Annotated in this window: 12 protein-coding genes; 2 read left to right on the plus strand and 10 right to left on the minus strand. The window is 72.8% G+C overall.

Annotated features, from left to right (window positions below):
• Window positions 1-76 precede the first annotated feature (76 nt).
• Both DXZ73_RS07190 and DXZ73_RS07195 read right to left on the minus strand, forming a co-directional pair.
• Window positions 77-820, minus strand: coding sequence for a class I SAM-dependent methyltransferase (locus tag DXZ73_RS07190; protein ID WP_116215467.1), 744 nt, complete (start codon window positions 818-820; stop codon window positions 77-79).
• Between the two features lie 210 nt (window positions 821-1,030).
• Complete coding sequence (locus DXZ73_RS07195; protein WP_116210175.1) at window positions 1,031-1,579, minus strand: hypothetical protein; 549 nt, start codon at window positions 1,577-1,579, stop codon at window positions 1,031-1,033.
• A 505-nt stretch (window positions 1,580-2,084) separates the two neighbouring features.
• Here DXZ73_RS07195 and DXZ73_RS07205 point away from each other — a divergent pair.
• On the plus strand, window positions 2,085-2,930 hold the full coding sequence (locus DXZ73_RS07205; protein WP_116210177.1) for a hypothetical protein: 846 nt from the start codon (window positions 2,085-2,087) through the stop codon (window positions 2,928-2,930).
• A 243-nt stretch (window positions 2,931-3,173) separates the two neighbouring features.
• On the opposite strand, the gene DXZ73_RS07210 is transcribed toward DXZ73_RS07205, so the two are convergent.
• Together DXZ73_RS07210 and DXZ73_RS07215 are read right to left on the minus strand one after the other, a co-directional pair.
• On the minus strand, window positions 3,174-4,487 hold the full coding sequence (locus DXZ73_RS07210; protein ID WP_116210178.1) for a hypothetical protein: 1,314 nt from the start codon (window positions 4,485-4,487) through the stop codon (window positions 3,174-3,176).
• A gap of 43 nt (window positions 4,488-4,530) precedes the next feature.
• Entirely contained in the window at window positions 4,531-17,355 is a 12,825-nt protein-coding gene (locus DXZ73_RS07215; RefSeq protein ID WP_116210179.1) for a type I polyketide synthase, read from the minus strand.
• Window positions 17,356-17,596: 241 nt separating this feature from the next.
• On the opposite strand from DXZ73_RS07215, the gene DXZ73_RS07220 reads away from it, so the two are divergent.
• A complete protein-coding gene (locus DXZ73_RS07220; protein ID WP_116210180.1) occupies window positions 17,597-18,190 on the plus strand; it encodes a carboxymuconolactone decarboxylase family protein in 594 nt (197 codons plus the stop codon).
• A gap of 129 nt (window positions 18,191-18,319) precedes the next feature.
• Here DXZ73_RS07220 and DXZ73_RS07225 read toward each other — a convergent pair whose 3' ends face one another.
• From DXZ73_RS07225 to DXZ73_RS07250, 6 genes are all read right to left on the minus strand, one after another.
• Window positions 18,320-18,988: an O-methyltransferase gene (locus tag DXZ73_RS07225; RefSeq protein ID WP_116210181.1), complete on the minus strand. Its 669-nt coding sequence runs from the start codon at window positions 18,986-18,988 to the stop codon at window positions 18,320-18,322.
• 47 nt (window positions 18,989-19,035) lie between these two features.
• Window positions 19,036-20,112 carry an HAD-IIIC family phosphatase gene (locus DXZ73_RS07230; RefSeq protein ID WP_116210182.1) on the minus strand — a complete coding sequence of 359 codons (1,077 nt, stop codon included), beginning with the start codon at window positions 20,110-20,112 and terminating at the stop codon, window positions 19,036-19,038.
• A 27-nt stretch (window positions 20,113-20,139) separates the two neighbouring features.
• Complete coding sequence (locus DXZ73_RS07235) at window positions 20,140-21,249, minus strand: acyl-CoA dehydrogenase family protein (RefSeq protein WP_240351253.1); 1,110 nt, start codon at window positions 21,247-21,249, stop codon at window positions 20,140-20,142.
• Complete coding sequence (locus tag DXZ73_RS07240) at window positions 21,242-21,520, minus strand: acyl carrier protein (protein ID WP_116210184.1); 279 nt, start codon at window positions 21,518-21,520, stop codon at window positions 21,242-21,244. The genes DXZ73_RS07235 and DXZ73_RS07240 overlap by 8 nt, the downstream gene beginning before the upstream one ends.
• On the minus strand, window positions 21,517-22,383 hold the full coding sequence (locus DXZ73_RS07245; protein WP_275898571.1) for a 3-hydroxyacyl-CoA dehydrogenase family protein: 867 nt from the start codon (window positions 22,381-22,383) through the stop codon (window positions 21,517-21,519). The genes DXZ73_RS07240 and DXZ73_RS07245 overlap by 4 nt, the downstream gene beginning before the upstream one ends.
• A gap of 172 nt (window positions 22,384-22,555) precedes the next feature.
• On the minus strand, window positions 22,556-24,583 hold the full coding sequence (locus DXZ73_RS07250) for a family 43 glycosylhydrolase (protein ID WP_116210185.1): 2,028 nt from the start codon (window positions 24,581-24,583) through the stop codon (window positions 22,556-22,558).
• Between the last annotated feature and the right edge of the window lie 30 nt (window positions 24,584-24,613).

Below are 24,613 nucleotides of genomic sequence, written 5' to 3' on the forward strand. Positions count from 1 at the left end.
CTTACACGTGATCGCGGGCCGGCCGACGGAAGTCGGCTCGGCCCGCGATCCGGGCGAGAGCCAAAAGGGCCGGTGGCTACCGGCGTACCGCGTGCAGTTGCCACATGGGGGCCACCACCCTGCCCGCGTCGTCGGTGCGCAACGCGTCGATCTCGACGCTGACGCCCGCCTTCTCCAGGTCCCCCTGGTGTTCCTGGAGGTACTGACGGGTGAAGGCCGTGACATAGTCCACGAGCTCGATCCCGCTGATCCGCCAGTGCTCGCCCAGGTGTGTGCGCAGGTCGTCCTGGGCGACGGTCATCACGGGCAGGCTGAATCCGGGCCACTTGACGTCGGCGAAGCAGAAGAGGTGCAGCTGTGCGCCCGGGCGGGTCACGCGGTGCAGCGCCGCGGAGTACGCGCCGCGCTGGGCGCCGTCGAGGCAGTGGTAGAGCGCGCTGTCGACAACGGTGTCGAATCCCTGCTGGACACCGTCGAGGGTGGTGGCGTCGGCCTGGACGAACGTGACGTCGAGGCCACGGGAGGCGGCGCGCGCCCGCGCCTGCTCCAGCGCGCCGGACGCGGCGTCGAAACCGGTCACCCGGTGACCGCGCCCGGCGAGGTAGAGCGCGTTCTCGCCGAGCCCGCAGCCGGCGTCGAGGATGTCGCCGGACAGCCGCCCGCCCTCCGCGAGCGCGACCAGGACCGGCTGCGGTCCGCCGATGTCCCACGGCACCACGCCGAGGACGAGGTCGGTCCCCGGCAGCACTCCCCCTTGGTAGAAAGCCTCGAAGTCGAAGTTTCCGGGGGTGGCCACCCCGTCGTCGGATCCGTTCGGCATGTGCGCCTCCATGGTCGGTGGCTTCCGGGCACACGCGTGCCCGCGAACAGAGCTTCACCAAGTGGTGACCCTTCGGACTGTACGCCGCCAAGGACCATTATTTCAACGCCTGTTGAACCGCGCCGGGAGCCGCCCCGCCGGCACGTCCGTATCGCTCGCCGACCGCTTGGAGCGCCGTGCTCGCCAGAGCACGGCGCTCCCTCCACAACATCAGACGGTGATCTGGACCGCCTCCAGCCGGAGCGAGGCTCCTGTCGTGCCGACGGTTACCGGGTTGCCGCTGTACCAGCCCGTCCAGCCGTAGTTCTGCACATGCGCCTGGGCGCTCACCGAACCGGAGCGGGGGTTGAGCCAGAGAGCTTCCATGCGCCGGGCCTCGCCCGTGGTGCCCACGGTGACGTTCTGCAGATCGCCGCCGCACCGTATGCCCTGCCACCCGATGTCGGCGGCATGCGCCTCCACACAGATCCCGCCGACACCGGACGTCGCGACCTCCAGGGCCTCGATGGCCCTGCTCTGCCCCGTGGTACCCGCCACCTGGCCGTTGCAGACAGGGCTCTGCCAGCCGATGCCGGCGACGTGGGCGCGGTAGCACACCACGCGGCTGTCGGGTCTCGCCTGTGCTCCGCGCTCGCCCACCATGGCCTTCACCGCGTCGGCCGCGGTGCGCGCCGTCCCGGCGTTCCCGGCATGCGTCTGCGCGTGCGCCGTCCCCATGCCCGCCGTACCGAGCACGGCCGCGACGGAGAGTGCGAGCATCGCCTTTGCGCTCCTGGTGACAAAGCCGTTCACAGCAGTTCCCTCCTGTTGACCGACTGACCGTCACCATGTCTAGCGCGCCGCGGTCCGGGACGTGACCGTGCGGACGGCAATGGCCGGGAAGAGCGGCAAACCGTCCGGCCGAGACCGCTCCTGACACATAGTCAGCTGGGACGTCCGCATCGAAGAAGTTCCGTACGCGTGGCCGTCATCGCGGTCGACATCGGGGTGGCGTCCCACACGGACCGCGATGCCCTGCTCGTCCGGCACCTGGCCGACATCGGCTCCGCCCCCGGGCCGGCCCTGAGGGAGTCGATCGGCGGCGCCCGGATCCCGTCCGCGGCAGCGGCCACGTCGCTCATGGGTTCATGGTCTACAGTGCCCTACGCACTGGCCGGGTCGGCCGAAATCGCTTCGTTCGCGCCGGGGCGGCTCAAGCATGCCCGGGCAGCGGAACAACCTGCAGTTGACGGCGCGCGGCGCCGGAGAAGCGAGCGGAGCGACGATGGCAGAGCCAAGCGGCAGAGCGGTGACCGAGCAGGCATGGGGAGTGCCGGGCCGCGGCCTCCCGCCCCAGGAGCGGCCCGAGCCGCTCTGGAGCAAAGTGCCGGAGGTCACCGCTCTGTTCTGGGGAGTGAAGGTACTCACCACCGGCATGGGCGAGACGGCTTCGGACTACCTGGGCCGGACGCTCGGCCCGATACCGGCCGGGAGTCTCGGACTCCTCGGGCTGGCCGCCCTGCTGACGCTGCAATTCCGGTCGAGCCGCTACCGGCCCTGGATCTACTGGTCCACGATCGTCATGGTCAGCGTCTTCGGCACCATGGCCGCCGATGTCGTGCACGTCGTGGCCGGAATCCCCTACGCCGTCTCGGCCGTCGCCTTCTCCCTCGCGCTGGCCGCCGTTCTGATGGCCTGGTACGCGTCCGAGAAGACACTGTCCATCCACAGCGTGCGCACGCGCCGCCGCGAGACCTTCTACTGGGCGACGGTGCTCGCCACCTTCGCGCTCGGCACCGCGATCGGCGATCTCACCGCCGGCACCCTGAAGCTGGGGTACCTGCCCTCCGGCATCCTCTTCGCCGCCCTCATCGCCGTGCCGGCGCTGGCAGGCCGCTTCGCCGGCCTCGACCCGGTCACCGCCTTCTGGGCGGCCTACATCATCACCCGCCCGCTCGGAGCCTCGTTCGCCGACTGGATGGGCGTCTCCACCGGCCGCGGCGGCCTCGGCTGGGGTACGGGCCCGGTCAGCCTCGCGTTGCTGCTGCCGATCGGCACCCTCGTCGGCTACCTGGCGGTCAGCCGCAAGGACACACCGCTGGAGCAGCGGATCGCCGGCGCCGCCGCCTGACGGAGGGCGGCATGAAGGACCGGCAAGAGAGCTCCGCTTCTCTTGCCGGTCTTTCGTCTTCGCCTGTCGCACTCAGCACTGTGGCCGACGGCCGTGGTTGGCCGCCTTGCGGCTACGCGCCTTCTTCTTACGACGTCGCTTCGAGGACATGCCGCCTCCTCTCCCCATAGCATTTTCGCCCAATTTACACCCTTTGCCAGCATATCGCCCGGCGATCAGGATCCCAGCCGCCGGGGCGCGTCGTCAGAGGTGGTGGACCGCGGACGTGTGCACCCAGTGCCAGTTGACGGGCGACCACTGCTTTTTGAGAGCGGTGCGCTGCTTGGCGTAGGTGCGCAGTGCCTGCTCGACGGCCGGCGCGAGGTCGGTGAGGTCGTCGGGGGCGGGCACGCGCAGGATGAGGTGCTGCTTGTTGTGGACCAGCAGCAGGTCTCCGGCGGGCGAGCAGGCGGCGAGGGTGAAGTGGGTGAGCGGTTTGAACGTCTTCGTCCCGGTGTCGAGCTTGGCACGCAGTGCTCCGGCTCTGTTCCAGGCGTACAGGCCATAGCGGTTGAGGTGGAAGGCGCGGCCTCGGTGCGGGTCTGCGGCCAGGTTGAAGCAGAAGCCGGTGAAGGGGCTGTCGCGCCATGCGTGCATGCCGTGGAGGCGCCCTGTCATGGTGCCCCGGTCGTCGACGAGGGCGAAGACGAACGGCTGGCCGCGGCTCCCGCCGCGGAAGGTGCGGGCGTAGACGGGGACGACGAACAGGTCGTCGGCCAGCGGCACGGGCCTGCCGAGCCGGGAGTCCCGCCACCCCGACAGACGGTCCTCGCCGTCCAGCAGCTCGGTCAGCGCCGGCCGGGGCCGGTGGGCCAGGCCCACCCGGCCGCCCTGGTACCGGATGTGGCTGCGCAGGTCGTCGTCGCTGTGGCGGTTCGGGCTGGGGTCGAGCGAGGCTATCGCCTCGATCACGGGCTTGGAGGCGGGGGTCAGTGCGCCGTCGGCCAGGCCGACGACGTTGGCCAGCAGGTTGCCGTAGTTCCAGACCCCGTACTCGGTGGTGACGCACAGCAGGCGGCCCGAGGGCGTGACGCTGATCGAGCCGGCAAAGGCGTCACCCGGCGTGAACTTCTCGAAGGGGCGCCGGTCCTTCGAGTCGTAGGCGGCGAGGACCCGGCCGAGATCGGGAGTGATCAAGGTGGTGGAGTCCGGGTGGGCACTGACGGACAGGGTGCCGTCCGGCAGCACGCACAGCGTCATGTCGCTGCCGTCGACCACGGCCGAGCCGTTCTCCTCATCGCGGGACGGACAGCACACCGCGCCGGCCAGCACCTCGCCGTCCGCGGAGTACCGGGTGATGATCCGGTACCCGAAATCGGCTGTCGCCGGGTCCTGTTCGCCGTCGGCCACGCCGTAGGTGTGCCGGTGCACCCCGTGCAGCGCGTACACATCCCCGTTCGGCGCGGCCGCGACATCGTAGGTCCGAACGCCCCAGCCCTTGGAGTAGGGCGCGGTCAAGTCGATGCGATGTGTGTCCACCAGGGTGCCCGGCAGGGCCAGCGGAAGCGTCTGGATCATGCCCGTCATTCTGCGTGCAGGCACTGACAGTCCGCCTCGGAGGTCAGCGGGTGCACCCCCGTTCGCCGAGCCAGTCGGTGATGTGGGTGGCGGTGGTGGGGGCGTGCTGGTTGACGAGGGTGAAGTGGTTGCCCGGCGTGGTGAGGGTGGTGGTGATGTGGGGAAGGGTGGTCTGCCAGGCGTGCGGTCCCGGGTCCGTCCCCGGCGCGACCGGGAGGGGCTCCGAGGCTCGTAGGAGCAGAGTCGGGAAGGGGGCGGGGCCGGGGGTCCAGGTGTGCAGGAGCCGTTCGGTCCAGGCGTAGGCGGACAGGGCGGTGGCGGTGTAGCCGTCGGTGAGGTGTTCGCGCTCGTACAGGCCGTGCCACAGGTGGGGAAGGAGCGCGCGGGCGGTGGGGGTTCGCAGGTCGTAGGTGTCCAGGAGGACGACGGCCTGTACGGGGGTGCCGCGGTCGGCGAGGTGGCGGGCGGTCGCGTGGGCGAGGATGCCGCCGGACGAGGTGCCCAGGAGGATCACCGGCTCGGCGGCCTCGCCGCCGGCTTCGGCGTGCACGGCCTGTGCAAGCCCTGCCACGAGTGCTTCGAGGGTGGCGGGCAGGGCCTCGTCCGCACCGAAGCCGGGGGGCGTCAGGCAGGAGATGTCCCAGTGTTCGGGGAGGGCCCGGGCGAGTGCGAAGTAGGTGTCCGGTCCGGTCAGGGGGACGATCGGGGCCACGCAGATCAGGCGGGGGCCCGAGGTGCCGGCGGTGAGCCGGTCCACGGCGGGCGGGAGGGGTTCGGTGCTCTTGGGCCTCAGGGCGGCGAGTTGGGACAGCAGGGTGTCGGCGCCGTCCGGGCGGCCGGTCCGTACGGCCTCGCGGTGGAGACGGGCGACCAGGTCCGTCGGGGAGGCGCCGACGGTGCCGTGGTTGGGCGCCGACGGGGTGGCGAGGTGGTCGAGGAGGTGGTCGGCCAGGTCGGCCGGGGTGGGGTGGGTGAGGACGACGGTGCTGGGCAGGGCGGTGCCGGTCGCCGTGGCGAGCCGGTTGCGCAGGTCGACCGCCGCGAGGGAATCCATGCCGTTGTCGCGGAACACCGCGTGCTCGGCGACCGCGTCGCCGGACGCGTGGCCGAGCGCCGCCGCGGCCTCGCCGCGTATCAGGTCCAGGAGCAGCCGCCGCCGCTCGGTGGCCGGGAGGCTCCGCAGCCGCAGCCGCGTCGTGAACTCGCCGTCGCCGGTGGTGGGTACGGGCCGGGCGAGATCCTGCGCCTCGGGCAGCTCGGCGAAGAAGGGGTTGGGGCCGGCTGTGGTGACGACGGGGAGGTAGCGCTTCCAGTCGATGTCGGCGACCGTCGGCGCGCTCTCCTCCTCGTGGAGTGCCTGGGCGAGGCCGGTCAGGGCCAGGTCGCCGTCGAGGAAGGACACCCCGGTGCGCAGCAGCTGCTCGCTGCCGGGTTCGCCCAGTTGCTCGCGGGCTTCTTCCCAGGGGCCGAAGAAGACCGACGTCGCGCGGGCACCGCGGGCGCGGCGCTGTGCCGCCAGCGCCTCCAGGTACGCCCCGGCCGCCGCCTGTGCGGCGTGGTCGCCCACGCCCCAGATCCCGGCCACCGACGAGGGCAGGACGAAGGCATCCAGTTCTTTGTCGTCGAGGAGTTCGTCGAGGTGCGCGGCACCGGTCACCTTGGCGTGCACCGCTTCGGCGACATGGCCGGGGCCGGCCGTGGCGAGCGGGCCGAGGGTGCGGGTACCGGCCAGGTGGACCACCGAGCGCACCGGGGTGCCGTTCGCCGAGAGCTCGTCGAGCACGGCGGCCACGGCGTCCTTGTCGGTCAGGTCGCAGGGCACCGCCTCGGCGGTCGTCCCCCAGGCGTTCAACTCCGCCAACAGCTCGGCCGCGCCGGGGGCGGCGGGGCCGCGGCGGCTGAGCAGCACCAGGTGTTCGGCACCCTGCCGGGCGAGCCAGCGGGCGGTCCTGCGGCCCAGGGCCCCGGTGCCGCCGGTGATCAAAGTCGTGCCGCGGGGTGTCCAGGTGGCGGGCGAGCCGGCTCGTGCGGGTGCCTTCACCAGGCGCCGGACGAGGACGCCCGAGGACCGTACCGCCGCCTGTTCCTCCCCCGGGCCCTGCGAGAGCAGCGCGGCGAGACGGCCGGCCGCCTCGGCATCGAGCCGCTCGGGGAGATCGGCCGATCCGCCGCGCAGCGAGGGTGTTTCCAGGGCGGCGGTACGTGCGAGTCCGAGGGTCATGGCCTGGCGCGGGTCGCGTACCGGGTCGGCCGGGCCGGTGGAGACCGCGCCACGGGTCACCGTCCACAGCGGCACCCGGGTGCCGGAGCTCATGAGGGCCCGGGTCAGGGAGACGGTCAGGGCCGGGCCGGCGGGCAGTGCGGGCCGGTCGGTGTCGGCTTCTTCGGCCGTGGCGAGGAGCGAGAGCACTCCGGCCGTGCGGTCGAGGTCGCCGAGTCGTGCCATGAGCGTCCCGGGGTCGGTGCAGGTCCCGTCGAGGACCGCGCGGCGGAATCGGGCGCCGTGTGCGGTCAGGGCGTCCGTCACGTCCGCGTCGTCGGCACCGCCGGTGGTGACGACCAGCCAGGTGCCGGTCAGGGACGGGGCGGCGGGGACGCGCAGGGGTGTCCAGGCCGTCCGGTAGCGGAGGTTGCCGACCAGGGCGTGCCGGTCCTGCCGTTCGCGCCAGGCCGACAGCGCGGGGAGCACCGCGTCGAGGGCGTCCTTGTGTTCGACTTCGAGGCCGATGAGCGTGGCGAGGACGGCGGCGTCCCGCTGGCCCACCGCCTCCCACAGCGGCCCGTCGGCGGAGCCGGGCGTGCGGGGCTCCGGGGTGGGCGGGGCGGTCCAGTAGGACTCGTGCTGGAAGGCGTAGGTCGGCAGGTCCACCGCGCGGCCACCGGTCAGCGCCGTGGGCCAGTCGACGGGCACGCCGTGGGCGTGGGCCTCCCCCAGCGAGCGCAGGACGCGGTCCCATCCGCCGTCGTCCCGGCGCAGGGTGCCCAGGGTGACCGCGGGGCTGCCCGCGTCCTCGATGATCTCGCTGGTGCCGACCGCGAGCACCGGATGCGGGCCGACCTCGATCATGATGCCGTGTCCCTCGCGCACCAGGCCTGTCATCGTCTCGGCGAAGGACACGGTCTGTCGCAGGTTGCGGCACCAGTAGCGGGCGTCCAGCTCTCTGGTGTCCAGGCGGCCTCCGGTCACCGTGGAGTGGAACGGCACCTCCGACGCGCGGGGCCGTACGCCGGCCAGCAGCTCCAGCAGTTCGGGCTCGATCCGGTCGATGTGCGCGGAGTGGGCGGCGAAGTCCACCCCGGGCAGCCGCCAGCGCATGAGCCCGGCAGCGGACAGGGCGCGCTCGACCTCGTTCAGAGCGGCCGGGTCGCCGGAGATCGTCACGATCCTCGGGCCGTTGACGGCCGCGATCGACACCGCGCCGGAGACCTGGTCGAGCACCGCCTGGACCTGCTCGCGCGGGGCCATCACCGACATCATCGCGCCGCTCCCGGACAGCCGTTCGCGGATCAGGCGGCTGCGCAGCGCCACCACACGGGCGCCGTCCTCCAGGGACAGACCGCCGCTGACGCAGGCGGCGGCGACCTCGCCCTGGGAATGGCCGACCACCGCGGCCGGCTCGACCCCCAGCGAACGCCACACGGCGGCGAGGGAGACCATGACCGCCCACAGCACGGGCTGCTGCACATCGGGCCGCCCCTCGAGCGGAGGCGCACCGCGCTCACCGCGCATCACGCCGGTGAGCGACCAGTCGATGTACGGGGCCAGGGCCGCCCGGCACTCGTCGACGCGGGCGGCGAAGACGGGCGAGGCGTCCAGGAGTCCGGCCGCCATTCCCGGCCAGGCCGCGTCCTGGCCGGGGAAGACGAAGACCACCGGGCCGCGTTCGGGCGCGGTTCCCCGCAGCACTCCGGGGTGCGCGGCGCCCTGGGCCAGGGCGGTCAGGCTCTCGTGCAGCGCCGCGCGGTCGTCGCCGACCAGCACCGCCCGGTGCTCGAAGGCGGTACGGGTCGTCGCCAGCGAGTAGCCGATGTCGACGGGCCGCAGCCCGGGGTGGTTCTCCAGGTGGGTGAGGAGTTTCCGGGCCTGGGCGCGCAGCGCGGCGGGGGACCTGCCCGACAGCGGCCAGGCCGCCGGGCCGTCCGATGCCGTGGCGGCGGTCAGCGGTCGGCCGGTGGGCGCCGAGGCCGGCGCGTCGGTCCCGCTCACGGGCTCGCTGGCGGGAGTGGGGGCCTGTTCCAGGACGGCGTGCGCGTTGGTGCCGCTCATGCCGAATGCCGAGACCGCGCACCGCCGCGGCCGGCCGAGTGCGGGCCACGGCGTGGTCTCGGTCAGCAGACGGAGCGCGCCCGCGTTCCAGTCGATACGCGAGGACGGCTCGGTGACGTGCAGCGTCCTGGGCAGCCGGCCGTGCCGCAGCGCCATCACCATCTTGATGACACCCGCGACACCGGCGGCGGTCTGGGTGTGCCCGATGTTGGATTTGACCGAGCCGACCAGCAGCGGCGGGTTGCCGCCCCGGTCCTGGCCGTAGGTGGCCAGCAGCGCGTGCGCCTCGATCGGATCGCCCAGCGCGGTGCCGGTCCCGTGTGCCTCGACGGCGTCGACCTCGGACGCTGAGAGTCCGCTGTTGGCCAGGGCCTGCCGGATGACGCGCTGCTGCGCCGGACCGCTGGGCGCGGTCAGCCCGTTGGAGGCGCCGTCGGAGTTCACCGCCGACCCGCGGACGACGGCCAGCACCGGGTGCCCGTGCCGCAGGGCGTCCGAGAGCCTCTCCAGCACCAGCAGGCCGGCGCCTTCGGCGATGCCCATGCCGTCCGCGGACTCGGCGAACGCCTTGCACCGCCCGTCCGGCGCCATGACCCGGTGCCGGCTCAACGAGACCAGCACGTCCGGGCCGGCCAGCACCGTCGCACCGCCGGCCAGAGCGAGGCCGCTCTCCCCCGAGCGCAGCGACTGGCACGCCATGTGGAGCGCGACCAGGGAGGAGGAACACGCCGTGTCCACCGTCACCGACGGCCCGGCCAAGTCGAACAGATAGGCAAGGCGGCCCGACAGCACGCTGGGGAGCGTCCCGGTGAGCTGGTATCCGTCGGCGTCCGCCGACGCTCCCGCGCCGTAGGCCTGGGAGAGAGCGGAGACGAACGTGCCGGTCGCGCTGCCCCGCAGGGAGGCCGGGTCGAGCCCGGCGCGTTCGAACGCCTCCCAGGCGAGCTCCAGCAGCATCCGCTGCTGCGGGTCCATCGCGGCCGCCTCACGTGGGGAGATCCCGAAGAATCCCGCGTCGAACCCAGCGGCGCCGTCGAGGAAGCCTCCCGCCCTCGCGGAGGTCTTGCCCGCCCGCTCCGGGTCGGGGTGGTACACATCCGGGTCCCAGCCGCGGTCGGCGGGCAGCGGGGAGACGGCGTCCTTGCCCGCGGCCAGCAGCTCCCACAACTCCTCGGGCGATCGCACCTGTCCGGGGAACCGGCAGCTCATTCCGATGATCGCGATCGGCTCGGCGCCGGACGTCCCGGCCTCCGGGCCGCGCGTCGTGTCCGGGGCCGCCGGCGCGCTCAGGTGGCGCTCGGCGGGCCCGCCGTCCAGCTCGGCCCACAGGTGGGCGGCCAGCGCTTCGGGGGTCGGGTGGTCGTAGACCAGGGTCGAGGGCAGGCGCAGGCCCGTGCGTTCGCGCAGGGCGTTGCGCAACTGGTTGGCGGTCAGGGAGTCGAAGCCCAGGTCCTTGAACGACCGCCCGGCCCCGACCGCCGCCGGACCCGCCAGCCCCAGCACCTCGACCACCTGTTCGCGCACCGACTCCAGCAGCCGGGTGCGGGCCTGATCTCCCGTCAGCCCGGCCAGTGGGTCGGAGGTCCGGGTGGCGGCGGTCCGACGGGCGGGTGCGGCGGGGACCAGGCCCCGGAAGACGGCGGGGACCGTGTCGCGCGCCCGCAGAGCGGCCCGGTCGACCCGAGTCGCCACCACCGACGCCCCGCGCGCAGCGGTCGCGGCGTCGAACCAGGCCAGTCCCTGCTCGACGGAGGACACCGGCAACCCGGCCCGGGCGATCCTGGCCATCTCCGCGGCGCTCAGCCCGGCGGACATACCGGTGCCCTGCGGCCACGGCCCCCACCCGATGGACAGGCCCGCGAGACCTTCCGCGGCACGCCGCTGTGCCAGCGCGTCGAGGAACGCGTTCGCCGCGGTGTACGCGGCCTGTCCCGCGTTGCCCAGGACGCCGAAGACCGAGGAGAACACCACGAACGCCGTCAGGTCGTGATCGCGGGTCAGTTCGTGCAGATGCCAGGCTCCGTCCAGCTTCGGACGGAAGACCGTCTCCAGCCGGTCCGGGGTCAGCGCCTGGACGAGTCCGTCGTCGAGCACACCGGCGGCGTGGACGATGCCGGTCAGCGGGTGCTCGGCCGGAATATCCGTCAGCAGGGCGGCCAGGGCCGCGCGGTCGGAGACGTCGCAGGCGGCGACGGTCACCCGCGCGCCCTGCGCGGTCAGCCCGGCCACCAGCTCGGCGGCGCCCTCGGTATCGGCGCCCCGGCGTCCGGCCAGCAGCAGGTGACGGACCCCGTGCCCGGTGACCAGGTGCCGGGCGACCAGCGCGCCCAGGCCGCCCAGGCCACCGGTGACCAGCACGGTGCCCTCGCCGCCCCGCACCGGGCCCGGCGGTGCCGGGTCCGGAGCGTCGGCGGGGGCCAGGCGCGGCACCAGCAACTCACCGTCGCGCAGCGCCAGCTGGGGCTCGTCGCAGCCCAGCACAGCGCGTCGCACCCCCGCGGCGGCCGATGCGAGATCCCCGTCGTCCGCGGGGTCCACATCGAGCAGCACGAAACTGCCGGGGCTCTCCTGCTGGGCCGAACGCACCAGCCCCCACACCGAGGCCGCCACCACATCCGGCACCGCTCCGAGCGCGGTGGCCACTGCCCCGCGGGTCACGAACACCAGCCGGGAAGGCCGCCCGGCACCGCTCCCGTCGCCGCCCTCGTCCGACAGGTGCTGCCGCAGTACGTCGAGGACAGCGGTGGTGACGGTACGGACCGCCTCAGGCACCGGCACACCGGCAGGCGCGGCGACCGGGATCAGCATCGCTTCCCCGGCCGCACCGGGGTCCTGCCCGCCGGTTTCCGGCACCGGGGCGGGCAGCCAGTCCAGGCGCAGCAGCGGGTGATCCACACGGTCCGGCCCCGCCGGGTCCGTGCCGGTGGATGCGATCCAGTACCGGTCGCGCTGGAAGGCGTAGGTCGGCAGCGCGACGCGGCGCGCGCCGGTCCCGGCGAACAGCTCGGCCCACCGCACCGGCACGCCGCGGACGTACAGCCGGGCGGCCGCCGTCACGGCCGTGGACTCCTCGCCACGGTCCCGGCCCAGCAGCGGCACCGCCTCGACGTCCTCCACGTCGATCAGGACGTCCTGGGCCAGCGCGGACAGCGTCGCGTCCGGTCCCAGTTCCAGGAAGGTACGGGCTCCGGCCGCGGCCGCCGCGGCGACCGCGTCGGCGAACCGCACGGTTCGCCCGACGTGCTCCACCCAGTAGCCGGGGGTGCGGATCAGCTCCCCGTCGATCTCCCGCCCGGTGACGGTCGAGACGATCGGGATACGGGGCTCGCCCAGGGCCAGGCCCTCGACGACCGTGCGGAAGTCGTCCAGCATCGGCGTCATCAGCGGGGAGTGGAACGCGTGGCCGACCCGCAACCGCGTCGCCTTGCGCCCGTCGGCCGCGAACCGGTCCGCGATCGCCTCGACCGCGGCGGTCTCCCCGGAGACCACCACCGCCTGCGGGCCGTTGACGGCGGCCAGCCCCGCACAGCCCCCGGAAGCGGCGAGCAGCGGCGCCACCTCGTCCTCGGTGGCCCGCAGCGCGACCATGGCGCCGCCTTCCGGCAGCGCCTGCATCAGCCGTCCGCGGGCGGCGACGAGCGTGCACGCGTCCGGCAGGGACAGCACCCCGGCCACGTGTGCCGCCGCGATCTCCCCGACGGAGTGCCCGACCAGCACATCGGGTGCCGTCCCCCAGGACTCCACCAGCCGGAAGAGGGCCACCTCCAGAGCGAACAGCGCGGGCTGGGCGTACTCGGTACGGTTCAGCAGCTCCGCGTCGTCGCCGGACACCACCTCGCTCAGCGGCCGCTCCAACTGCCCGTCCAGCAGCGCGCAGGCCTCGTCCCACGCCGCCGCGAACACCGGGAACCTGGCGTACAGGTCGCGGCCCATGCCCGGTCGCTGCGCACCCTGGCCCGCGAACAGCAGCGCCACGGGGCCAGGGTCGCCGGCCACGGTGCCCTCGGCCACCCGCGCGGCCCGCCCGGCAGCGTCCTCCGCGCCGTCCGTGGCGGCGCCGCCCGTCGTGGCCAGCAGAACCGCTCGGCATTCCAGTTCGGAGCGTGTCGTCGCCAGCGAGTAGCCGACGTCCTGCGCCGCCGCGCCGGTCGCGGCCACGAAAGCGGCCAGCCGGTCCAGCCCGGCCTCGAGCGCCGCCTCGGTACGGGCCGACACCGGCCACGGCACCAGCGCGGGCCCGGCCTGCGCCGGTGGCGCGGCCGGTGCGGGCACGGCGGGACGGCCGGGCCGGTCCCGCGGCGGCTGCTCGACGATCACGTGCGCGTTCGTGCCGCTGATCCCGAACGACGACACGCCCGCGCGACGCGGCCGTTCGACCGGCGGCCACGGAACGGACGAGGTGAGCAGCTCCACCGCGCCGGCCGACCAGTCCACCTGCGACGACGGCGCGTCCACGTGCAGCGTCCGGGGCAGCACACCGTGCCGCATCGCCAGGACCATCTTGATGACACCCGCGACACCGGAGGCGGCCTGGGTGTGCCCGATGTTGGACTTCAGCGACCCCAGCAGCAGCGGACGGTCCCGGTCCTGCCCATAGGCGGCCAGCAGCGCCTGGGCCTCGATCGGGTCGCCCAGCCGGGTGCCGGTGCCGTGCCCCTCCACCGCGTCCACGTCCGAGGGCAGCAGGCCCGCGCCGCCCAGGGCCTGGCCGATCACCTGCTGCTGCGCGATCCCGCTCGGCGCGGTCAAACCGTTCGACGCGCCATCGGAGTTGACCGCGGAACCACGCAGGACCGCCAGCACGTGGTGGCCGTCCCGGATCGCGTCCGAGAGCCGTTGCAGCACGAGGATGCCCACACCCTCGGACCAGCCGGTGCCGTCCGCGGCCTCCGCGTACGCCTTGCAGCGGCCGTCGGGCGACAGGCCGCCCTGCCGGGCGAACTCCACGAAGATGCCCGGCTCGGACATCACGGTGACGCCGCCGGCCAGTGCCAGGGAGCACTCGCCGGCCCGCAGCGCCCGCGCCGCGAGATGCAGCGCGACCAGCGACGAGGAGCAGGCCGTGTCCACGGTCAGCGCCGGGCCCCGCAGCCCCAGGGCGTAGGCGATCCGGCCGGAGAGGACGCTCGGCGAGGTGCCGGTCAGCAGATACCCTTCCGCGTCACCCGAGCTGTCCTTCAGCCGCGGACCGTAGTCCTGGGCCATCGCCCCCACGAACACCCCGGTCCGGCTGCCGTGCAGGGACGACGGAGCGATCTCGGCCCGCTCCACCGCCTCCCAGCTCACCTCCAGCGCCAGCCGCTGCTGCGGGTCCATCGCCCGCGCCTCACGCGGCGAGATCCCGAACAGCGCGGCGTCGAAACGGTCCGCGTCGTACAGGAACCCGCCCGGCCCGCCGGTCGCCCCCGTCTCCGGTGCCCACCCACGGCCGGTGGGCATCCCCGAGATGGCGTCCGTTCCGTCCGAGACCAGGTCCCACAGCTCCTCCGGTGAGGTCACCCCGCCCGGGAAGCGGCAGGCCATGCCCACGATCGCGACCGGTTCGTCCGCCTCGACGGCGCCGGGCTCCGGCGGCACGCCGCCGGTTGCCGGGCCGGTGAACCGGACGGCCAGATGATCCGCGAACCGGTCGGGCGTGGGGTGGTCGAACAGCACAGTGTCGGCCATCCGCAGCCCGGTCGCGGCCTTCAGGCGGGTCACCAGCTCCACCGTCATGGCCGAGTCGAAGCCCAGCTCCCGGAAGGAGTGCGCCGGGTTCATCCGGTCGGCGGAGGAGTGACCGAGCACCACCGCCGTCTCCGTACGCACCAGCCGCGCCAGACCGGCGCGCGTCCAGGTGGCGTCGGATCCCGCGCGAACCGGCTCCGGACCTGCGGCGTGCCCGTCCACGACGACGGCCTGCCCGGCCCCGGCCACCGGAGCGGGCGCGCCTGCCGGCTCCGGGAGCCAGTACCGCTCCCGCTGGAACGCGTACGTCGGCAGGGCCACCCGCCGGGCGCCGGTCCCGGCGAAAGACCGTGACCAGTCGACCGGCACACCACGGACGTACAACTCCGCCAGGCAGGCCAGGAACCGGTCCCTCCCGCCGAGGTCCCGGCGCAGCGTGCCGACGGCCACCGCCCGGGCGTCGGCGGCGTCGGCGGTCTCCTGGATTCCGCCGGTCAGCACGGGGTGGGAGCTGACCTCGACGAAGAACCGGTGGTCCTGCTCCAGCAACGCCCGCACCGCCGGTTCGAAACCGACGGTCTGGCGCAGGTTGCGGTACCAGTACCCGGCGTCCGTACCGGTGGTGTCCAGCCATGTGCCGGTCACCGTGGAGAAGAACGGCACCTGCGTACGGAGTGGGACGATGCCCTCCAGCGCGGCCGTCAGCTCCTCACGCACCTGCTCGACCTGTGCCGAGTGCGAGGCGTAGTCCACCGCGACGCGGCGTACCTGTACGCCGGCGCCCGCGAGTTCCTCGAACAGCGCCTCCAGCGCCGCCGGTTCACCGGAGACCACGACCGAGCCGGGCCCGTTGACCGCCGCGACCGAGATCCGGCCGTCCCGGCGGTCCAGCCGTGCCTCGACCTCGGCCCGGGGCAACGGCACCGACAGCATGCCGCCCTCCCCCGCCAGCCGGCGGGCGATGATCCGGCTGCGCAGCGCCACGACCCGCGCCGCGTCCTGGAGCGACAGCGCGCCGGACACGCACGCCGCCGCGATCTCCCCCTGCGAATGGCCCACCACCGCGTCCGGGACCACCCCGTGCGCCTGCCACAGCGCCGCGAGGGACACCATCACCGCCCAGGAGACGGGCTGGACCACGTCCACCCGCTCCAGCGACGGCACCCCCTCGGCCTGCTGCAACACCTCCTGCAGCGACCAGTCCACATGGGGCGCCAGCGCGGCGGCGCACTCGGCCAGCCGCTCGGCGAACACCGGGGACTCCGCCATCAGTTGGACGCCCATGCCCGCCCACTGCGAACCCTGGCCGGGGAAGACGAACACCGTCCCGCCCTCGACGTCGGCGGCTCCCCGCACCACGCCGGGCGCGGACTCGCCGTCGGCCAGCGCCGCCAACGCGCGCAGTCCACCCGCCCGGTCCGGCGCGAGGACGACGGCGCGCTGGTCGAAAGCGGTCCGGGTGGTCGCCAGGGAGAGACCCACGTCCATCGGATCGAGGTGCTGGTCGTCCTCCATGTGGCGGGCCAGGCCGGCGGCCTGCGCGCGGAGGGCGTCCCGGGTCCGCCCCGACAGCGGCCACGGCGCAGTGCCGTCGACGGCATCGGCGGCCGCGGGCGCGCTCCCGGGCGCCGGCTCGGCGGCGGACACGATCAGGTGGCAGTTGGTGCCGCCCATGCCGAACGAGGACACCCCGGCCAGGGCCCGGCCGTCGCGGTAGGGCCAGGGGCGGGTCGCCGTCACCACGTCCAGGTGCCATTCGTCGAAGCGGATCCGGGAGCTGGGCCGTTCGAAGTTCAGGCTCGCGGGGAGCTCGCCGTTCCGCAGCGACAGCACGACCTTCACCAGTCCGGTGATGCCTGCGGCGCCTTCCAGATGTCCCACGTTCGTCTTCACCGAACCGACCAGCAGCGGACTGTCCGCGCGACGGCCCGCCCCGTGGACGGCGCCGAGCGCCGCCGCCTCCACCGGGTCGCCCACTCGGGTACCGGTCCCGTGCAGCTCCACGTACTGCACCTCGGCCGGGTCCACGCCCGCACGCCGGCACGCCGCCTCGAGCACTGCCTGCTGGCCACGCGGATCGGGCGTCGTCAGACCCTCGGCCGGGCCGTCGTTGTTGACCGCGCTCCCCTCGATGACGCAGTAGATCTCATCGCCGTCGGCGAGCGCCCTGGCCAGCGGCTTGAGCAGCACCATCGCCGCGCCCTCGCCGCGGACGTACCCGTTGGCCCGCTCGTCGAAGGTGAAGCAGCGGCCGTCCGCGGACAGGGCGCCGAGCCGGTCCGCCGCCATCGCACTGTCCTGTGCCAGGTTGAGCTGTACGCCGCCGGCCAGTGCCGTCGCCGACTCCCCGCGCCGCAGGCTCTCGCACGCCAGGTGCACCGCCACGAGCGAGGACGACTGCCCGGTGTCCACCACCAGGCTCGGCCCTCGCAATCCCAGGAAGTGGGAGATCCTGTTCGCGATCACGCTGCGGTTCAGGCCGGTGAGGGTGTGGTGCCCGACCGCCTCCGGTCCCCTGCGCCGGTCCAGCGCGCTGTAGTCGTCCGCGGTCACGCCGACGAACACCCCGGTGTCGCTGCCCCGTACCGCGGCGGGCAGTACGCCCGCGTCCTCCAGGACCTCCCAGCCCAGCTCCAGCGCGAGCCGCTGCTGCGGGTCCATCGACCGCGCCTCGCGCGGGGAGATACCGAAGAACTCGGCGTCGAAACGGTCGACTTCACCCAGGAAGGCACCCCGGCCGATCGTGCCGGATTCCGCGGCCTCGCCCCACCGGCCCGGCGGCACCTGCGCCACCGCGCTCGCCCCGCCCGTCAGCAGCCGCCAGAACCGCTCGGGATCCTCCGCGGACGGCAACCGGCAGGCCACCCCCACCACCGCGATGGCGTTGTCCCTCGCACGGATGCGTTCGGCGGAAATGGACTCGGATCGGCTCACGGCACCGCTCCCCCAACTCTTCGTCTCAGCAGGTTCGGCAGGGAGAGAGCACGCACCGCCACACGCCCGTTCTCCAAGAATCAGGCGGCACAGGACTGCCGTTCACGTCGTGTATCGACAAAGCGCAACACTACAGGGGCACTTGCGAAGAGCCAATCTTTTGCTTTCCGGACCCCTATGCATGAAATCCCTTCCGTTGCATTATCGTTGAGATATCGTCAATCCAATCGAAGGAGAGGGAATGCGGCCCAGGATCCATCCGCAGGGCGTGGAAGAATTCGCCGTCACACCCGCCGGCCATGCCTATGCCCGGACGGCGAAGGAGTCGCTGAACGGGCTCCTCGCGGACAGGCCCCCGCCGAACGTCACGCGGACCATCGCCAACCACCCGGCACTGCTGGCCGCGATGCAGCCGCTGATGGCGCACGTGGCCGGCGAGCTCCTCCCGGCACGCGAGCGCGAACTCGTCATCCTGCGCACGGCTTGGCGTTCCCAGGCCCCGTACGTCTGGGCCCACCACCACGCCGCGGGGCTCTTCGTCGGGCTGAGCGAGGCGGAGATCGCCCGGGTCGCCTCGGACGACACCTCCGAGTGGACGCTCTTCGAGGCCGCCCTCCTCGCGGCCGTCGACGAGCTCCACACCAGGTCCGTGATCTCGGACGGCACCTGGAAACGACTCGCCGAGCGCTACGGCGAGGAGCAGTTCCTCGAACTGCTGGCCCTCGCCGGGACGTACAAGACGCTGGCCTTCATCCTGAATTCCTCCGCCACCCCGATCGACCCGTGGCTGGAACACCCGGCGGCGCTGCCCGCGGACCCGGGGCGGCTTTGCTGACGGAAATGGGTTGGTCGAACGACGAGAGCTCGTCTCCGCGGTCGATTTCCGCCGGCACTCAAGCGGGTCGTCGAATTCCTCGGCCGACGGCTCCGCCCCCGCCGAGGTGTACGGCGTCCGACTGTGCCGCTACTGCCGCTTCTTGCGGATCAGCGTCATACCGTCCGCCATCGGGATCAGGGACATCTCCACCCGCGGGTCGTCACGGACCAGCGTGTTGAACGCGCGGATCGCGGTGGTGTCCGGGTCCTGGGCGTCGGGGTCCACGACCTTGCCGAAGAACAGGGTGTTGTCGACCACGATCAGGCCGTGGTCGCCGACGAGAGTCAGCGCCGACTCGTAGTAGTCCGGGTAGTGCTGCTTGTCGGCGTCGATGAAGACGAAGTCGAACGCGCCCGGGCCCTCGTCCGCGACGAGTGCTTCGAGGGTGTCCACCGCGTCACCGACACGCAGGTCGATCTGCCCGTCGACGCCCGCCTCGGCCCAGTACTCGGCGCCGATCCGCGGCCAGCGGTCGGTGATGTCGCAGGTGACCAGCCGTCCGCCGGGCACGAGCGCGCGGGCCAGGCACAGGGTGCTGTACCCGGTGTACGTACCGATCTCGAGGATCCTGCGGGCCGGGGTGAGACCGGCCAGCAGGGTCAGCAGCTGCCCCTCCTCGGGCATGACCTGCAGTGCGCTGCCCGCCGGAAGTTCCGACGTCGTCCCGCGCAGCCGCCGCAGGACCTCGTCCTCGCGCAAGGAGGACTCCCGGATGTACTCCGAGAGCCCGGCCGGGAGACCTAGCTGGTTCGCCATGCGTCATCCATCTTCTCTGATCGGACCGGTCGAGTACGCGCCCGCGCTCAGACGCCCTCAAGGCTGACGGTGTGCAGCTTCATCGTGGGCGGCGGGGCGCAGGGCGCCGGAAGCAGATGCAGCCGCTGGACGTCTTCCTGAGCGGGCTCCGGCAGCCCGGCCCGGCAGTCGCAGGGCTCGTCGGTGAAGCCGGCGAGGCGGTAGGCGATCTCCATCATCCGGTTGCGCTCGGTGCGCCGGAAGTCGGCGACCAGGTGGACGCCCGCGTGTGCGGCCTGGTCGACGAGCCAGCCGAGGAGCACAGAACCGGCGCCGAACGACACCACGCGGCACGACGTGGCCAGCAGCTTCAGATTCCAGACGCCGGCGTGCTTCTCCAGCAGTTGGAGGCCGACCGCGCCGTGCGGCCCGAACCGGTCGGTGAGCGTGGTCACCAGGACCTCGTGACGTGGATCGGCGAGCAGCGCGCGCAGATCGGAGCTGGAGTAGTGCACTCCCGTGGCGTTCATCTGGCTGGTGCGCAGCGTCAGCTCCTCCACGCGGGACAACTCGTCCTCGGTGGCGCGTCCGATGCGCATCTGCAGTTCCAGGGAACGCAGGAAGTCGTCGCTCGGCCCCTGGAACTCCGCCTCGGCCGACTTCCGCCGGAATCCGGCCTGGTACATCTGCCGACGGCGGCGCGAGTCCACCGTCACCGTCACCGGGCTGAACTCCGGCAGAGCGGCGAGCTCGGGCAACCGCCCGGCGTCGTAGCAGCGGACCTCCGGCAGATGGAAGCGGACTTCTGCCCGCTCCGCCGGCTGGTCGTCCACGAAGGCGACGGTGCCGAGCGCGAAGCCGAGCTCGTCGGCGATCTCCCGCACCGAGTCCGACTTCGGGCCCCAGCCGATGCGCGGCAGGACGAAGTACTCGGCGACGCCCAGCGCCTCCAGCCGCTTCCATGCCTGGTCGTGGTCATTCTTGCTGGCGACCGACTGGAGGATGCCGCGGCTGTCCAGCTCGGTGACGAGCTCGCGGACGGAGTCGGGGAGCCTCACGTCGCCGTCCTCCAGCAGCGTGCCCTGCCAGAGGGTGTTGTCGAGGTCCCACACCAGGCACTTCACGATCGAGGTCTGTTCAGCCACTGCTTCTCCTTGGCTCGTGTCGCCGTCTCATCGCGCCGGCATGGACACCGCGTGGTCGGAAAGGATCAGCTGGCAGATCTCCGTACTGCCCTCGATGAGCTCCATGAGTTTCGCGTCGCGGTACGCGCGCTCGACCGCATGGCCCTCGTGCGCGGCCGCCGAACCCAGGACCTGCACGGCCGCGGCGGCGCCCTGCGCGGCCTGGACGGCGCTCACCTGCTTGGCGAGGACGGAGGCGACGACCATCTCGGGAGAGCCGCTGTCCCAGCACCGGCTGGCGTGTTCGCACATCCGAGTGGCGATCTGCTCACCGGTCAGCAGGTTCGCCAGGTGACGGCCGACGAGCTGGTGCCGGGCGAGCGTTCTGCCGAACTGCCGTCGGGTCCGAGCGTGTTGGCGGGCGGCGTCGAGACAGGCCCGGAGGATACCCACGCAGCCCCAGGCGACCGACATCCGCCCGTACGCCAGCGCGGTCGTCACCAGGAGCATCAGCGGCTGCCCGCCGCCGAGTACCGCGGTGGCCGGCAGCCGCACGCCGTCGAGCCTCACGTCCGCGTGGCCCGCCGCCCGGCAGCCGGACGGCCGCGGGACCCTGGTCACGGTGACGCCCGGAGCCGACGCCGGCACCACGACAGCGGCCGCCCCGGAGCCGTACCGCCCTACTACGACGATCATGTCGGCGTAGTGGGCCGCGGTCGTCCAGACCTTCTGTCCGCGGACGACGACGGTGTCACCGTCGGGTTCGATGGTGGTGGTCATCGCCGACAGATCGCTGCCCGCCTCCGGCTCGCTGAACGCGACGGCGGCGAGCCGGCCACCGGCCAGCTCCGGCAGGTACTCCGCGTGCTGCCGCGGATCACCCAGGCGCCGGATCGTCCACGCGGCCATGCCCTGCGAGGTCATCACGCTCCGCAGCGAGCTGCAGCGGCTGCCGACGCGCGCGGTGAACTCGCCGTTCGCCGCGCTGCTCGCCCCGAGGCCGCCGAAGGTCTCCGGCACCTCCGCGCACAACAGGCCGCGGGCCGCCAGTGCGCGCAGGACGTCGCCGGGAATCAGACCGGCCCGGTCCCACTCGGCGGCCCGGTCGCCTACCAGGTCGTCGACGAACTCACCGGCGTCCGCGAGCGGTTCAGGCACCGGTGGCATGCCCGGCGCCGTTCAACCGCAGCACAAGGGCGGTCATCGCCCGCACGGAGCGGAAGTTGTCCCGCTTGAGGTCGTCCCCCAGGATCTGCACGGAGAACGCCTGCTCCAGGTGGACGACGAGCTCCATCGCGAACAGCGAGGACACCAGCCCGGACTCGAAGAGATCCTGATCGGCGGGGACATCGGCCCCGACCCGCTTCGAGACGAACGCCGTGATCGCCTGCGCGATCCCCTCAGCGGTGGTTGCCGGGTCCTGGTTCACGAAAGCACCTCTCCGTAGTCATAGAAACCGCGCCCCGTCTTGCGCCCCAGATCACCGCGGCGCACCTTTTCCATGAGGAGTTCGCAGGGCTCGAAGGTGGAATTCCCGGTCCGCTCGGCGAGAAGCCGGAGAGCGTCCGCGAGGTTGTCGAGTCCGATCAGATCGGCGGTGCGCAGCGGGCCCGTCGGATGGCCGAGGCATCCGTGCATCAGCCGGTCCACGGACTCGACGCTCGCGGTGCCCTCGGCAACGATTCTCGCCGCTTCGTTGATCATGGGATGCAGCAGCCTGCTGGTGACGAATCCCGGCGCGTCGCGGACGACGACCGTTTTCTTCCCCAGCCGTTCCAGGAAGGAAAGGACGGCGGCCATGGCGTCGTCGCCGGTCTGCGGGCCGCGGACCACCTCGACCATCTCGATGAGATAGGCCGGATTCATGAAGTGCACCCCGGCCAGTTCCGCGGGCCGTCGCACCGACTTCGCCAGTTCGGCGACGGGGATGCCGGAGGTGTTGGTGATCAACGGGACGCCGGCGGGGATCGTGCGGGAGATCTCCGTCATGACCCGCGCCTTGAGCGAGGCGTCCTCGGTGATCGCCTCGATCACCACGGCGGCATCCGCGGCGGCCTCGCCCGACAGAGTCGCCGTCAGCGTTCCGGGGGTCCGGCCGGCGGGGAAGGCGCCCATGAGTTGCCCGTGCCGCATTTGCTGCGTGATCTCCGCTCGGGCGTCCTGCAGTACATCGTCCGAGACGTCGATCAGTACGACGTCCACCCCGCGGCCCAGTGCCAGCGCGGTGATGCTGCGGCCCATGACCCCTGCGCCGAACACAGCGATCGAAGCCGATTGCAAATTCGCTAACACCTGCTATCAATCCTCATTCGATTGAGCACGCGGGTAACGGTCGACCGAATTGACCGACTCCTCCGGAGGACACTATGAGCGGTCCCCCTACGAGCCAACCCCTAGCTGCCCCAGTAGGCAATTGGGGTGGCAGCAGCCATACCCCTGTGGGTGCCGATAAATCAGGGCAGCCTCAGTACGCGGGACTGCCCGCCGGTACGGGCGCGACCGCGCGATCGCCGAACGCGGTCCACGGGCGCCAGCCGCCACTGGGCCGGTCCTGGACGCGGGTGTGTATCCGGCCTTCGGTGGTGACGGCGAAGACGTGGATCCGTCCGGTGGCGTCGACCGCTGCCGTGGGCACGGCGGCGAACCGGACGCCGGGCGCGTCGAATTCGCCACCGGGATCCCAGCTGCCGCCAGGTGTGACCTGCCGGCGGTGGCTGAGCCGGGCCCCGCCGGGTGACAGGGCAAAGGCTTCGAGCCTGCCGTCGGCGTCGGGGGCGAGCGCCGGGGCCGCGGCCGTCCAGCCGAACATCGCTTGCCAGTCGTCCCAGCCGCCGCTCGGCACGGTCTGGCGCCGGTAGTACGCCGCCAGGCCGGACGGGGCCATCGCGACGACAGTGAGCCTGCCGCTGCCGTCTCGTGTCACGCGCGGCGCGGTGCCGGCCGCAGTGCCGAAACGGCTCCACTGCGCCCAGACGCCGTTGGGTGTCTCCTGCCACCGGTGGTAGATGCCGGAGCCGCCGGGCGAGAGCGCGAAGACCTCCAGCCGTCCGTCGGCGTTGGCCGCGACGACGGGCGGTGCGCCCGTGGGCCCGCCGAAGCCGCCGTCCCACGCGTCCCATGTCAGCGATCCGGGCGAGCGTTGCCGCCGCCGGGCGACGGCGGTGCCGCCCGGGCCCGGCGCGAAGACCTCCAGCCTGCCGTCGGCATTGCGGGCGACGGCCGGGGCGGAGCCTGCCGCGCCGCCGAACTCCTCCCAGTCGCCCCAGCCGCCGTCCGGACGCTGCACCCGGTGGTGCAGGGCAGCACCGCCCGGGGCGAGGGAGAAGACCTCCAGCCTGCCGTTGGTGTTGCGGCCGAGCGTGGGAACCGCCCCGGCCGGTCCGCCGAACGGCTCCCAGGACGACCATGTGTCCGACTCCTGGTCGAGTTGGACGCGTCGCAGCAGCGAACGGTCGCTCGCGTCCAGCGCGAACACGGTCAGCCGGCCGTCGACATCCAGCCCGGCCACCGGATTATCGATGCTCTGCCAGGGCGGTGGTGTGTCCCGCCACTGCAAGGGGGCCAGATACAGCCCCTGTTGGAACCAGCCCGCGGCACTCGCATGCCACTGCTGTCCGTCGGTGACCACCTCGACGGCGTGTCCGGGCACATGGCCCGCGTAACCGTCGAGGTCGAAGGCGAACGGATTCCGGGACGCGAAGACATCGGTGCCGTCGTAGCCGTTGCGTGGCCCGATGAACAGGTGGTACCAGCCGTCGCGCTCGACGACGAAGGGTGACTCGGTGACCGACAGCGTCGCAGCGGTGGTCGCGTCGGTGAACGCGATACCCGGTTCGCTCCAGTGCAACAGATCATCGGAGCGCCGGAAGGCCACCACATGCCGGCCGTCCTGGCCGGACAGTTCGGTGTAGTACATCACCCACTGGCCGGCGACCCGCAGCACCATCGGGTCGCGCGCCACGCGCCCCCGGAAGAGCGGGCCGGTCGGAACCCGCGTCCAGGTGAACAGGTCGGTCGAGGTGGCGAGGTTGATCGCGGCACCACCGCGGCCACCGGCGGCGTAGAACATCCAGTACGTGCCGCCCGCCTCGATGACGTGCGGCGCCCACAGGTGTTCCTCTCCGAAGTAGGCAGGGTCGACGGTCAGCGCGTCGGTGTGCGTGGTCCACGGCCCGTACGGATCCGGGGCGGAAGCGTGGGCGAAGGAGACCTCGGCCGAGCTGTCGGGGGCCTGGCCGGGAGGCGCGCCAGCGCCGACGATGCCGAACAGGTGCCACCGGTCGGCTGCCTTGATCAGTGTGTGATCGTTGAGGTAGCGCTGCCCGCCAGGGGTGGACGGGTCGTAGACGTGCGCGAAGGGACCCGCGCCGATCCACTGGTGGGGCGGGGGCGGCGCGGCGCCGGCGGGCGCGGCGCCGCCGGCTCCCAGCAGTGCGAGTGTGCCCGCCGCGGCGGAGCCCTGGAGCAGACGGCGTCTGCTGATCGGATGCATGAGCCCTCCGGGCGGGATGCCGTGGCCGGC

The organism is Streptoverticillium olivoreticuli subsp. olivoreticuli (genome assembly GCF_003391135.1).
Classification (GTDB): Bacteria; Actinomycetota; Actinomycetes; order Streptomycetales; family Streptomycetaceae; genus Streptomyces; species Streptomyces blastmyceticus.

Bases quoted from the DNA above. Each gene is read 5' to 3' on its own strand.
- DXZ73_RS07210 (WP_116210178.1), bottom strand. From the start codon at position 4,487: ATGATCCAGACGCTTCCGCTGGCCCTGCCGGGCACCCTGGTGGACACA.
- DXZ73_RS07225 (WP_116210181.1), bottom strand. From the start codon at position 18,988: ATGGCGAACCAGCTAGGTCTCCCGGCCGGGCTCTCGGAGTACATCCGG.
- DXZ73_RS07250 (WP_116210185.1), bottom strand. From the start codon at position 24,583: ATGCATCCGATCAGCAGACGCCGTCTGCTCCAGGGCTCCGCCGCGGCG.
- DXZ73_RS07190 (WP_116215467.1), bottom strand. From the start codon at position 820: ATGCCGAACGGATCCGACGACGGGGTGGCCACCCCCGGAAACTTCGAC.
- DXZ73_RS07195 (WP_116210175.1), bottom strand. From the start codon at position 1,579: ATGCTCGCACTCTCCGTCGCGGCCGTGCTCGGTACGGCGGGCATGGGG.
- DXZ73_RS07220 (WP_116210180.1), top strand. From the start codon at position 17,597: ATGCGGCCCAGGATCCATCCGCAGGGCGTGGAAGAATTCGCCGTCACA.
- DXZ73_RS07205 (WP_116210177.1), top strand. From the start codon at position 2,085: ATGGCAGAGCCAAGCGGCAGAGCGGTGACCGAGCAGGCATGGGGAGTG.